This window comes from Taishania pollutisoli (genome assembly GCF_014518315.1).
Taxonomy (GTDB): domain Bacteria; phylum Bacteroidota; class Bacteroidia; order Flavobacteriales_D; family Crocinitomicaceae; genus Taishania; species Taishania pollutisoli.
This window is the reverse complement of sequence record NZ_JACVEL010000004.1, coordinates 89584-103625: the sequence shown is the minus strand read 5'-3', so window position 1 is coordinate 103625 and position 14042 is coordinate 89584. Positions and strand designations below refer to the sequence as shown.

The following is a 14042-nucleotide window of genomic DNA, read 5'->3' as shown; positions in this document are numbered from 1 at the left end:
CACCATTAAGGCATCACATTCTTCAATTTCAGTTTGTACTTTTCCAGCTTTAATGTCCGGTTGGATAACTTTTCCTCCACCTCTATCAACTCTGCTTGATTGTCAGAAACGGCTTCGTTCAATTCCTTGATTTTTGCCGTGAACTTTTCAACCTTTTTTGCATCTTTTGTGATGGATTTCTTCAGTTTTCGTTGATCCTTCATTAAATCTTTTACAACATCTTCCGTATCATCTACCAACTCCTGGTAATAATTTGGAATGTATGTTTGAAGAAAGGTTGAAAAAATCGTCTTCAATTGTTGAAATGCCTCGGGATGCTCATTCGGATCAATATATACTTCCTATCCGTAGGAAGCAAATACTTTCATTTGAGATCCATTCGCATCTGGTACAATCTCGGTGTAAAAATCCAATGCATTCGGAGAAATGGCCGGAAGCGTTACTTTCTTTGCACTCAACACATCTTTATTCGAAAGAAATCCGATACCTTTTAATTTAAAATCGTATTTCTCTTTTAGAAAATCCCGCCAGGCCTTTTTAAGCGTTTTCGGCTCCGGGTCGACATAAACCAATAAGCATGGGCGCAATTTATCAGCATGTTCAATCGTCGACTCTACGGGAACAAGGTTTTGTGCATGGGTAGTTCCCTGAAAAATAAAAAGGACTGACAATAAAAAAGATATAATTATGTATTTCATTGGAATATGGTTTTAATAAAATTTGATTTGCATTTAATATACAAAAAAGAACGCGAACATCCTAATTTATCTCCTGTTCAACGGTGTATAGATGTGGTCAACCCATTGTCTGCTCATCATGAAGAAATACCGGTTTATAAAAATTTCACTACATTCACACCTCAAATTTCTGATTGCAATGAAAAAGTTTTTATTTGTCGCCTTGTGCAGTAGTATGATGGCAAATGCTCAGGAAGTTCTCACTCCGGAGCGAATGATGGATTTCAAACGATTGAGCGGAGGCACCGTTTCACCGGACGGTAAGTATTTCCTGTATTCCCAGACAACGGTAAATGTTGCGGAAAACAAGGGCAATGCAGACCTATATGTCATTGATTTGGCAACAAAGACCACAAAACAGTTGACCGCTACTCTATTTTCAGAGTTTGAAGCGCAATGGGCCGGAAAGAACACGATTTACTTTCTGTCAACAGAAAGTGGGAACGTCGATATCTGGAAAATGAATGCGGATGGTTCGAATAAATCAAAAGTTTCGGACATAAAAGGAATAGACGGATTTAAAATTTCTTCCGACGAACAAACCGTTATCACGTTACAATCGGTACAGATCCGTAAAACAATCAACGAAGAATATCCGGATCTGCCAAAAGCTAACGCACGTGTGGAAAACGACTTGTTGTACCGTCACTGGTCCAGTTGGGACGATTACAAAGTAGATCACCTGTTCTATTATTCTGTTGCAAACGGGAAAATCAGTGGTGAAGGAACCGATTTACTGAAAGGCGAAGCATACAATGCTGCACTCCCTCCATTTGGTGGCTTGGGGAGTGTCACATTCACACCTGATAACCAGGCAGTGGTCTATTCAACGAAAAAAATGGCAGGGAAAGCATTCGCAACTTCCACCAACAGTGAACTGTACAGGGTTGAATTGAAAACCGGTGCAACATCTTGTATTACCTGTGACGGCAACTTCCAGGGATATGACAATCACCCTGCATTTTCTTCCAAAGGAGATTTAGCATGGTTAAGTATGGAACGCAATGGATTTGAAGCAGATAAAAACGACATTCTTGTAAAAACAGCTACGGGGGGAATTAAAAACCTGACACATAAGACCGACATTACAGTTGCGGATTACGCCTGGCACCCGGATGGAAGCAAAATTCTGTTTCTCGCACCGACAAAAGGAACGGAGCAATTGTTTGAGGTAATTCTGGCAAGTGGTGAAATCCGTCAACTGACAACCGGACAGCACGATTACATCAGTCTGTCCCCTTTCGGTAATTTTATCTATGCAGGACGCCAATCAATGGTTTCTCCGGTTGAATATTTTGCTGTTGAAGTGATCAAAGGGAAAAAAGGAGCTGTTACAACAACTGCCACACAACTTACGAATGCCAATACGGAATTGTTAAGCAAACTGGCAAAACCAACTGTTCAGGAAAAATGGGTGAAAACATCCGATGGAAAAGACATGTTGGTGTGGATGGTATTACCACCGAATTTTGACGCCAATAAAAAATACCCGACATTGTTGTACTGTCAGGGAGGCCCTCAAAGTCAGGTGAGTCAATTTTTTTCGTACCGCTGGAACCTGATGCTGATGGCATCGCAAGGATATGTTGTTGTTGCTCCCAACCGTCGCGGACTTCCCGGGTTCGGACAAGAGTGGAACGATGCCATTTCAAAAGACTGGGGCGGGCAACCGATCACCGATTATTTATCTGCCATTGATGCAGCTACGGAATTACCATACGTCGATAAAAACCGTCTGGGTGCAGTCGGTGCATCTTACGGAGGATATTCCGTATACATGCTGGCGGGTGTCCATCAAAAACGTTTCAAAACATTTGTTGCACACTGCGGATTGTTCAACCTGGAAAGCTGGTACGGAATGACGGAAGAATTATTCTTTGCACACTGGGATGTCGGAGGACCGTACTGGGATCCTTCCAATAAGGAAATGTATGCAAAAAACTCTCCGCACCGTTACGTACAAAACTGGGATACTCCAATCATGGTGATCCACGGAGGAATTGATTTCCGGGTACCGGAAGCGGAAGGAATGCAAGCCTATCAGGCAGCGCAATTGAAAGGAATTAAAAGCCGGTTTTTACACTTTCCGACCGAAGGTCACTGGGTATTGAGTCCGCAAAATGGATTGGTATGGCACCGGGAATTTTTTAAGTGGTTGGCAGAAGATCTGAAACCGTAAGTTTCTGGCAAAATACTTGGTTACGAATAATTGTAGAATTCAAATAATCACAACATGAATAAAATAACTTTCTTTTTATTTTTATTGATCGGGTCAGTTTCCTTTGGTCAGAAGGATTTGACTTTACCGGAAGCTGTAACGGAGCAGTACCGCAAATTTTATCCGGAACAACCGGTTTTCTTTCAGTGGATTCCGGAAAAAACGGAATACACGTATTTGAAAGGATATGTGACACTGGCAAAATCAAGTGTGGGGGCAAAAAGTGATGAGGACTGGATGTCCATTGCAGATGTCAACAAACTGGCAGGTGTCAAGTTCGGTTGGTTCTCCGGATTCGAATGGTTGAATGCCAATGAATTCATGATCAATAACGAGCAGGACTTCGTGAAAGTAAACCCGACAACAAAAACAGTTTCGGTAGTAAACACGATAGCTGAAAACGGGGAAAACGCACTGGTTTCTACTGCTTCAAACTATGTAGCGTATACGATTGAAAACAATGTGCACATTTCTCTTGGTAAAGACAATGCCGTTCAGGTAACCAATTTCAAGGATAAAAATATCGTTTCCGGACAAGCAATTGCACGCAGTGAGTTTGGTATTTCAGGTGGTTTATTCTGGTCGCCAAACGGGAAAATACTGGCATTTTATCAGAAAGACGAAACAGAAGTACACGATTATCCATTACTGGACATTACTGAAACTCCTGGTGCGCTGAAATCCATCAAGTACCCGATGGCCGGACAAAAATCAGAAAAACCAAAGGTGGGAATTTACAATACGGGAACAAAAAACCTCGTGTATATTTCCCCAAAAGGAGCTTCAGATGATTACCTGACCAATGTAACATTTACACCGGACAATAATTATGTTGTCATTGCAGAAGTAAACCGCGATCAGAATCACATGTGGTTGAATGTATACGATGCCAATACGGGAGCATTTGTCCGCACCTTGCTGGAAGAAACAAGTGACAAATGGGTAGAACCGGAACATCCGGCGTTTTTCCCGGTCACAACTTCCAACAACTTTGTATGGATTTCGGAAAAAGACGGATTCAACAATTTGTATTACTACGATTTCAACGGGAAATTAATCAGTCAGCTGACCGCGAATAAATTTGTGGTAAAAGATATCTTGACTGCAAAAGGAGGGAAAATCTATTTTTCAGCAACCGGAGAAAATCCATTGAATACGTTAGTATACACAGTTGATTTGAAAGGAAAACAAACATTGTTGACCAAAACAGAAGGAACACACGATGTTGCGGTTTCTTCCAACGGGGCATTGTTTTACGATGGTTACTCCAACCATTCAACGCCATTTGAAGCAAACATCTATACATTGACAGGTAAGCTGGCAAAACACATTTCCACGGCAGCCAATCCATTGGCGGATTACAAAATCGGAACAACGGAAATCGGTTCCATCACGGCAAAAGACGGAACAAAATTGTACACACGTCTGATCAAACCCAGCAATTTTGATGCTGCTAAAAAATACCCCGTACTCGTATATGTTTACGGAGGACCACATGCACAGATGATCACCAATTCATGGTACGATGGTGCTTCGTTGTGGATGAACTGGCTGGCAGAGCAAGGATACTTGGTGTTTACTGTTGACAACCGCGGATCTGCAGAACGAGGATTTGCATTTGAGTCGCAGATTCACCGTCAATTGGGAACGGTAGAAATGGAAGATCAGTTGTCGGGAGTAGACTACCTGAAATCACTTGGGTATGTAGATGGAAACAGAATCGCCGTTCACGGATGGTCATTCGGAGGATTTATGACCACATCGTTGTTGTTGCGTCACCCGGATGTGTTTACATGTGGTGTTGCCGGAGGACCTGTAACCGACTGGAAATATTATGAAATCATGTACGGTGAGCGCTACATGGACCGCCCGGAACAAAATGAAAAAGGATACGAACAGGCGAGTTTGCTGACACATGCCAAAAACCTGAAAGATGAATTGTTATTGATTCACGGAACGGTTGATGATGTTGTTGTGATGCAACACAATTTAGCACTGGTAAAGAAATTCGTTGACCTGGGGATTCAGATGGAATTCTTCCCTTATCCGATGCACCCGCATAATGTCATGGGGAAAGACAGAGTTCACCTGATGGAAAAAGTATTAAAATTTGTCATTGAACACAATAAGTAACTGCAGGATTTGAATCAAATTCGAATGCATCATAAAGGGTTTCAACACAATAGGTTGAGGCCCTTTTTAATTTTCAACAACCACGTACGTAAAATGCCATATTTTTTCACTTTCATATCCATTCTTTTCCTGTTTTACGTATTTTAGCATCGAAAACTAGCTCGGTAGAAAACTACACATGAACAAATACTCTTTACTCCTTACAACGCTTGTTGGAATTTTTTCGGTCGTTGATTTATTTTCGCAATGCACTGCAGATGCAGGATCAGACGCAACTATTTGTTCCGGAGGATCTGCGTCACTCGGAGGATCTTCTTCCGGTACAGGAACTCTGACCTATTCCTGGTCTCCTGCCACGGGATTGAGTTGTGCTGATTGCCCCAATCCAACTGCTTCACCAACAATCACGACGACTTACACATTAACAATCACAGATGAAGACGGATGTTCCACTTCCGATAATGTTCAGGTGATTGTCAATCCCTTACCGGATGCTTCATTTGCTTTTTTACCTAACAACGTGTGTGCAAATGTTCCCGTCTCTTTTGCTGCCAATTCAGTTGTAGGTGGCAACAGCTACTCCTGGAATTTCGGAAATCCCGCATCCGGTGTGTCCAATACATCCACCGCTCCGAATGTAATCCGGGAATTTGTTTCCTACGGAACCACCAATGAAACATTCAATGTGGCATTGACCGTAACGGATGTCAACGGTTGCCAGACAACAACGACACAACCGGTTACCATCAACAGTCTTCCACAAGCAGCATTGATTGATCCGCTCGCAGATTACAAGAACTGCGATGGTACCAATTTCAACATGACGGTTTACGACATGACGACACATCCCGGAACAAATTACCAGATCATCTGGGGAGACGGATCTGCGAATTTTAACAGTACTTCTCCGCCAACCGGAGGAACATCACATACCTACACAACAGCAGATATTTTTGACATGTATTACATTGTCAGTACTGCCAACGGATGTGCCGATACAGCTCACTACGTTGTTTCCAACATTACCAACCCCGCTATCGGTGCCGCCAATCCGGGAGCAACAACAGGATGCGGACCGATTACGTTGTGCTTTCCCCTGTCCAATTATGCAACCAATCACCCTTCAACCTATTATATCATCGATTACGGAGACGGTTCCCCCATTGACACCATTCAGCATGCCAGCCTTCCTCCTGAAATTTGTCACACCTATACCGCCACGTCTTGCGGAAGACCGGGAAATGCATTTACATTTATCATCCAGGCAGAAAATCCATGTGATTTGTCTGTTGCAAGTATCAACCCCATTCGTGTCTATACTGCTCCACAGCCTAATTTTACCGCTCCGCCAAGAGCTTGTGTGAATACAAGTGTTCAGTTTATCAACAGTTCAACTGCCGGTTTTAATTCTTCCTGCCAGTCAACTACGTTGTATCAATGGAATTTCGGAGACGGTACGATTACCACATTTTCTCCCATTCAAAGCAATCCTACACATGTGTACACCACTCCCGGAACATACACCGTTACACTTACCACTCAAAATGCCTGTGGTTCACATACACTTTCCCGCGTGATTTGTATTGAAGCCGTTCCGAACCCTGAATTTTCAATGAATCCTGCTGTTGGTTGTATCCCGTTTACATCAACAGTAGTAAACAACAGCGATATTTCCAACATGTGTCAGTACAGCATCAACTGGCAAATGACTAACTACAATACGTCTTGCCCGGCGACTCAAAACTGGGCGTATGCAAACGGAACCAATACTTCTTCCTGGGAACCTCAACTGACATTTTCATCTCCCGGAAACTATACCCTGCGATTGCAAATGACCAATACATGTGGTACGTTTTACGAAAGTACGGTTATCCAGGCACAGGATGTTCCACGCATTACACTTCCTGCTGTCGGTCCGATTTGTGAGGGGGAAAGTATTAACCCAACCGTGACTGCGAATGACTGTTATGCACCTGTCACTAATTATAACTGGAGCTTTCCGTCAGGAACACCGGGAAATTCTACCACTCAGGTACCAGGGAGTATTCAGTACCCCGATGCAGGAAGTTATACGATTTCCGTAGCAGCGACAAATGCTTGCGGGACTGTCAATGCAAGCAGGCCATTGATTGTCAATGAACCTCCTGTCGCAAATGCCGGTCCGGATGCCGCTTTTTGTTCCGGCGGAAATGCACCTATCGGAAGTGCCCCTGTTGGAGGAGTGAGCTATCAATGGAATCCTGCAACAAATTTGTCCGCTTCCAATCAATCAAGTGTGACTGCAAATCCTGTTAATACAGGAACTGCTCCGGTCAATTTTACGTATGTGCTGACAGCCTCAACCTCCCCAACCTGTCTTTCAAGAGATACGGTCGTTGTGACCGTCAATCCGATTCCGGTGCTTTCGGTTAACAATCCTGCCATCTGTTTAGGTGAATCCGTTCAGCTGAATGCAACTGCAGCGACTCCACCTGTTGATTTTGTGTGGACTACCAACCCGGGGCTCTCTTGTACGAACTGTCCGAATCCCGAGGTCAGTCCGACGGGATCAACCACTTATTCCGTTACCGGAACCAATTCATACGGTTGTCCGGCTACCGTTTCAAGTACTGTCACCGTGAATCCGCTTCCGGTTGTGAATGCAGGGCCAGATCAAACAGTCTGTGATCAACCCATTCCATTTAACCTCACAGGAGCGCCTGCAGGCGGAACCTGGTCAGGTAGTCCGAATGTAACACCGACAGGAACGTTTACTCCAAATGGTCCCGAAACAGCTAACATTGTCTACAGTTATACCAATCCTACAACAGGATGTGAAAATTCAGACACATTGTTGCTGACCGTTACTCCTCCTGTTGTTCCGGTTTTCAACCCTACTCCTTCTGTTTGTATCAATTCAGGTAGTGCAAATCTAACTACACTTTTTGCACCGAATCCGGCAGGTGGAACCTGGTCGGGAACAGGTGTTTCAGGGATCAATTTTAATCCTGCAACGGTAGGAGCAGGAACACATACCTTGAGTTATAATTATGGTTCGGGAACATGTCTGGTATCATCTACCGTCGATATCATTGTTCATCCGCAACCTGTCATCACCGCTACGGATGCAATCATTTGCGCAGGAGAAACAACAGGACTTTCTGTAACAGGAGCCGGAACTGGAGGAACATACACATGGACTCCCGCAACCGGTTTGTCTTGTACAGATTGTGACACCCCGACAGCAAATCCGACAGCAACAACAACATATACCATTACCGGAACCAATGAATTCGGATGTTCTTCCACAGCTACTCCAACGGTAACAGTGAATCCGCTTCCGGTTGTGAATGCAGGGGCCGATCAGGTGATGTGTAATCAACCGATTCCGTTTAACCTCACAGGAACACCAGCAGGAGGTACCTGGTCAGGCAGTCCGAATGTAACACCGACAGGAACGTTCACTCCAAATGGAGAAGAGATTGTTTCATTGGCGTATACTTACTCAAATCCCACAACAGGATGTGGGCGTTCCGATACCGTTGTCATCACCGTTTCTGCTCCGGTTACACCAACAATCACTCCGCTGGACAGTTTGTGCGTAAATAACGCTGCTGTCGTTCTCGGAACATTCTTGAATGCTTCTCCAACAGGTGGTGTATTTAGTGGAACAGGTGTGAGTGGTACTACATTTAATCCGCTCAATGCAGGTGTCGGACAACATGAAATTATTTATACGTATGGGAGTGGTACCTGTACAACCAGCGACACAGCAACGATTGAAGTAAATGCCGTTCCCAACCTGACAACAACAGGAGATGTAATTTGTTTCGGAGAAACAGCCTCTATTTCCGTCACAAGTTCAGAAGCATCTACTTCCTATACCTGGTCACCTGCTGCAACGCTATCCTGCGGCAACTGTGCAACTTCAGATGCTGTACCTGTTGCTACCACAACATACACGGTAACAGGAGTTACGCTTTCCGGATGCCAGAACACTGCCAGTGCAACGGTAACTGTAAATCCACTCCCTGTTGTGAATGCAGGCAGCGATCAAAACTTATGTGATCAGCCAATTTCAGTACAATTGACGGGTACTCCGGCAGGTGGAACATGGTCGGGCAGTCCGAACATAACTGCTTCGGGTTCATTTACACCCAACGGAACAGAAAATGCAACGATCATATACACTTTCACGACTACTGCAACAGGTTGCCAAAATACAGATACGGTACTGATTTCCGTAGCGCCTCCTGTATTCCCTGTTTTCAATACTGGTATTGAAGTGTGTGTCAATGAAGGAATTGTGAATCTGAATACATTATTTGCTCCGAATCCTGCGGGAGGAACCTGGTCAGGAACAGGCGTTTCAGGTGTGAATTTTAACCCGGTAACAGCAGGAGTAGCAGCACATACTCTCAACTACACCATCGGAGCAGGAACCTGTCAAACCGTTACACCCGTTACGATTACTGTTCACCCTGAACCTGTTATTACCGCTTCCAATGAAGTCATTTGTTTGGAAGAATCTATTGTCTTAACTGCAACTGGTGCGGGAACAGGAGGAACATACACATGGACTCCCGCAACTGGTTTGTCATGTGACGATTGTGACAATCCGACAGCAAGCCCTTTAACAACCACAACATATAGCATTACCGGAATCAATGCGTTCGGATGCTCAGCAACCACAACGGCAACAGTGACCGTAAATCCATTGCCTGCAGTAAATGCAGGAAGTGATACAACCTTGTGTAATCAACCGATCGGAGTACAATTTGAAGGGACGATTGCAGGGGGAACCTGGTCGGGAGCATCGATTTCAACGACCGGCGTTTTTACACCAAATGCTACCGGAACATATACTGTAACCTATACCGTTGTGAATTCGACAACAGGTTGCCAGGATTCGGATGATAAGATCGTTACCATTGTAGAACCGGCAACAGCAGATGCAGGCTTAGATCTTGAAGCATGTATTGACAACAGCACAATCCAGGTGACCGGACAACCGGCAACAGGAACATGGTCGGGAATCAATGTAGATCCGGGGGGGAATTTTTCCATTGCAACGGACGGAACGTATGAACTGGTATATACAAATGGTGCAGGAAACTGCCTAACACGAGACACAATGCTGTTTACTGTTCATCCGTTACCGATAGTCGATGCCGGAGCAGATCACGAATTGTGTATTTCCGAGCCGATGCTTACCCTCACAGGAACACCAAATGGAGGCATATTTACCGGAACGGGAATTACAGACGGAACAGCAGGTTTGTTTGATCCGATTGTTGCGGGAGAGGGTTCATTTGTAATCACCTATACGTATACCAACCCGGCAACAGGTTGTACAAATAGCAATGATCTGACAACAATTGTTCGCCCGTTACCTGTTCCCGGATTTACGGTTGATCCGATTGTTTGTCTGAATACAAACGTTCCGTTTACCAATACCAGCACACTTGTTGATCAATCCGTATGGAATTTCGGAGACGGAGCGACATCCACAGACAATAGCCCATTGCATACGTACACATCGTCAGGAACCTATCCGGTACAATTAATCATCACCACTCAATATGGATGTGTGGATTCAATGACGCAATCAATAGATGTATACATTCCTCCGGTTGCTGTATTTTCCGTAACCCCTGATTCATTGTGCGGACCGTTAACAGCATCCTTTCAGAATAATTCAACGGGGCCGGATGTAACTTATTTGTGGGATTTCGGAAACGGAACTACATCTACAGATCAGCATCCGCCTGCTGTTACGTATCCTGCCGGGGTACTTGCAGATACAACGTATACGATAACATTAACCGTTACCAATTATTGCGGACAAGTATCTACGCAGCAACAGGTTATTGTGATGCCGCAACCTGTTGCTTTGTTCGGAACAGAATACAATAGTTTTTGTTCTCCCTGGACACCTGTCATTGCCAATACCAGTTACGGATTACCGGATGATTTCTTTTGGGATTTCGGAAACGGAACAACGGGCACAAATGCGGATTCTATTTTCCAGTTACCTGTTTATATTGCCGATCCGGATACGACAAGTTATACAATTATGCTGGTTGCCAGCAATGAATGTGGTGTAGACACTGCTTATCATACGATCACTGTTGTGCCGAACAATGTGATTCCCTTCTTCAACACAAGTGTTACACAAGGATGTGCTCCGTTAACCGTCAATTTTACACAGTATACGTTAGGAGGAACCAATTACAATTGGGACCTGGGCGACGGAAATTTCACTTCTGCTTACAGCCCGTCGCATACCTATACACAGCCGGGAACGTACCACGTGTCACTGATGGTCAACAATGGTTGCAGTTATGACACTACAACCGTGACAATCAATGTGTATACCGCGCCTGCAATCGGTTTCAGTTATCAACCGGATTCTGTTTGTGTATTTTCACCTTTCCAGTTTGTGAATGAATCCGATCCGATGATGGGATATGTCTGGAATTTCGGGGACGGAAACACATCCAATCTTTCCACCCCTGTTCATTCCTATTCCAACCCGGGAATATATACGGTTACATTAAGTGGAACTTCTCCCGACGGATTTTGTTCCACTTCACATACGGAAACGATCCAGGTAAACACCCCTCCGGTTGCAGCCTTTGACCTTACACCTCAGACGGGTTGTATTCCATTGCCTGTTCAGTTTACGAATCAAAGTACCGGACACGTTTATTCTACTTGGGATTTCGGGGACGGAAACAGTTCCTCCAACGCCAATCCACAACATACCTATACCTCTTCGGGAATTTTTGTTGTCCGGCTGATTGTACAAGGTCTGAACGGATGTATGGATACAACAACACAATATGTCAATGTCAATCCGTTTCCTATAGCAGATTTTTCTTCACAACCTGTTCTGCTATGCGGACCAAATGAAGATGTACAATTCAGCAATTTATCTTCGGGAGCTGTCGGGTATCAATGGGATTTTGGCGACGGAACAACCTCTTTGCTTGTCAATCCGGCTCATACTTACCAGGCAGTCGGGACATATACTGTGGAACTGATCGCCTCTAATCAATTCGGATGTACAGACACTATTTCCCGGACAATTATTATCCATCAGTCTCCGGTTCCTGCTTTTACGCTTCCTGCATTATTGGGGTGTGAGCATGCAGATCTTGTGTTCAGTTCAACCAGTCTCTATACTGATTCCGTTGTATGGAATTTCGGAGACGGTACAATTACTTCCGGTGAAAATGTAACCTATCATTACACGACTGCCGGCTCTTACATTGTATCCATGACGGTTTACACTAACGCAGGATGCTCAGCTGTATTGACCTCCTCCGTACCGATAGATATTCAACCGGCACCCGACGCCGCCTTTTCATACATTACCAACGACGAAGACGTCACACTTGCCACGGTTATCTTTACCAATCAATCTCAGGATTACGCTTCTTCCCTGTGGGATTTCGGAAATGGTGACAGTTCAACGGAAGACAGTCCGGTATATAATTATTATCAATACAGTGATTTTTATGTAACGCTAATCGTTACGAATGCAAATGGCTGTACCGATACCGTCACATCTCTGGTTCAAAACCCGATGATTCACAACCTGTTTGTTCCGAATGCTGTTTATCCCGGACATGGCAGTTATGAAGTTTCTCACTTCCTGCCAAAAGGAATCGGCTTGAAAGAATACCACATTCAGATTTATGATGACTGGGGGAATCTGATCTGGGAATCGACACTTCTGGATGATTATGGTCGCCCGGTGGAAGGATGGGACGGAACCTATAAAGGAGCACCCGTTCAGCAGGACGCTTATGTCTGGAAAATCGCTGCTATTTTCGAAGATGAGAGCGTCTGGGAAGGAAAAGACTATCCGAAAGGAAAAATGAAACGTTCAGGAACAGTAACCGTAATCCGCTAAGCAATGAAACAATTACTCACATCTCTGACCATATTCCTTGCTGTAGCGACAAAAGTCAACGCGCAGGATCCGAATTTCTCACAATTTTATAACAACCCGGTTTATTACAACCCGGGAATGATTGCATTAAATAATGGGTATTCCGTCAAAGTTCAGGCGCGCAATTTATGGGCTCCGGTCCCCGGGAAGTTCAACACCTTTTCTGCTTCGTTTGAGGGACAGGTCATTCCCAAGCTGGCATTCGCCGTTAATGCCTATACAGACGTAGCCGGGGAAGCTTTACTCCGGTCTTCCGGTGGATATATGACGTATGCGTACCGTCCTGTTGAAACTCGGAACTTTATGTTGCAGGTAGGTGTGAACGGGGGAATTGTCAATAAATACATTGATTGGTCAAAATTGCGTTTTTCCGATCATTACCACGAAGTGTATGGCGAAGTAGGAACAACGCAGTTTATGGCTCCGAATTACAACAGCGTTGTATATGCAGATTTTGGTTCCGGGATTTCGATGCGTTTTAACCATGAATCCCGGAAAAGAGGAGCTTATAAAAAACTGATGGCAACAGTTGGATTTTCTGCACTCCACCTCACACAACCCAAGGAAGGATTGATTGTCGGCGACGCACTTCCAATGAAGTTTGTCGGGTACTTGAACACGGCGATCTTGCTCAATGAAACGATCATCTCCCCGTCTGTTATTTATGAAAATCAAGGTAGATTTCAGACAGCAACAATCGGTTTTTCTGTCATCAAACGTCCGTTAGTCGTTGGAATCTGGTTACGCAATGAAGGATTATTCTACCGTGCCTATCGCTTTGATTCATTCATCATGAATTTTGGTGTAAACCTCCCTTCTCAGCGCAAACAGACCTTTAAAATAATGTACAGTGTTGATTTTACCGTTTCACAACTGCGTTCCGCTTCGTTCGGATCACATGAAATTTCTCTTATTTACGATTGGGATGACCGCTATATGTTCCAAAAATACCGTTCTAAGAAAAGCAGAATGCGTCGCTACCAATGTCCGAAAGATTTTATGGGAATATGATCCC

The 14042-nt window shown here is 44.3% G+C and carries 6 protein-coding genes; 4 read left to right on the top strand and 2 right to left on the bottom strand.

The window, feature by feature from the left end:
• Positions 1–5: 5 nt before the first annotated feature.
• Together H9Y05_RS07595 and H9Y05_RS07590 are read right to left on the bottom strand one after the other, a co-directional pair.
• Positions 6–296, bottom strand: a complete 291-nt coding sequence (locus tag H9Y05_RS07595) for a hypothetical protein (RefSeq protein WP_163489735.1) — start codon at positions 294–296, stop codon at positions 6–8.
• Positions 297–341: 45 nt separating this feature from the next.
• Positions 342–698 carry an uL10 family ribosomal protein gene (locus H9Y05_RS07590; protein WP_163489734.1) on the bottom strand — a complete coding sequence of 119 codons (357 nt, stop codon included), beginning with the start codon at positions 696–698 and terminating at the stop codon, positions 342–344.
• A 178-nt stretch (positions 699–876) separates the two neighbouring features.
• Between H9Y05_RS07590 and H9Y05_RS07585 the strand changes: the two genes are divergently transcribed.
• The 4 genes from H9Y05_RS07585 (at position 877) to H9Y05_RS07540 (ending at position 14038) form a co-directional block, all read left to right on the top strand.
• The gene (locus tag H9Y05_RS07585) at positions 877–2916 is read left to right on the top strand and encodes a S9 family peptidase (RefSeq protein ID WP_216713940.1); all 2040 of its coding nucleotides are present in this window, start codon (positions 877–879) and stop codon (positions 2914–2916) included.
• Positions 2917–2970: 54 nt separating this feature from the next.
• Positions 2971–5088, top strand: coding sequence for a S9 family peptidase (locus tag H9Y05_RS07580; protein ID WP_216713939.1), 2118 nt, complete (start codon positions 2971–2973; stop codon positions 5086–5088).
• 178 nt (positions 5089–5266) lie between these two features.
• Complete coding sequence (locus H9Y05_RS16540) at positions 5267–12988, top strand: PKD domain-containing protein (RefSeq protein ID WP_317170286.1); 7722 nt, start codon at positions 5267–5269, stop codon at positions 12986–12988.
• Positions 12989–12991: 3 nt separating this feature from the next.
• A complete protein-coding gene (locus H9Y05_RS07540) occupies positions 12992–14038 on the top strand; it encodes a PorP/SprF family type IX secretion system membrane protein (RefSeq protein WP_216713938.1) in 1047 nt (348 codons plus the stop codon).
• Positions 14039–14042: the final 4 nt, after the last annotated feature.

Bases quoted from the DNA above. Each gene is read 5' to 3' on its own strand.
- H9Y05_RS07590 (WP_163489734.1), bottom strand. From the start codon at position 698: ATGAAATACATAATTATATCTTTTTTATTGTCAGTCCTTTTTATTTTT.
- H9Y05_RS07585 (WP_216713940.1), top strand. From the start codon at position 877: ATGAAAAAGTTTTTATTTGTCGCCTTGTGCAGTAGTATGATGGCAAAT.
- H9Y05_RS07580 (WP_216713939.1), top strand. From the start codon at position 2,971: ATGAATAAAATAACTTTCTTTTTATTTTTATTGATCGGGTCAGTTTCC.
- H9Y05_RS16540 (WP_317170286.1), top strand. From the start codon at position 5,267: ATGAACAAATACTCTTTACTCCTTACAACGCTTGTTGGAATTTTTTCG.
- H9Y05_RS07540 (WP_216713938.1), top strand. From the start codon at position 12,992: ATGAAACAATTACTCACATCTCTGACCATATTCCTTGCTGTAGCGACA.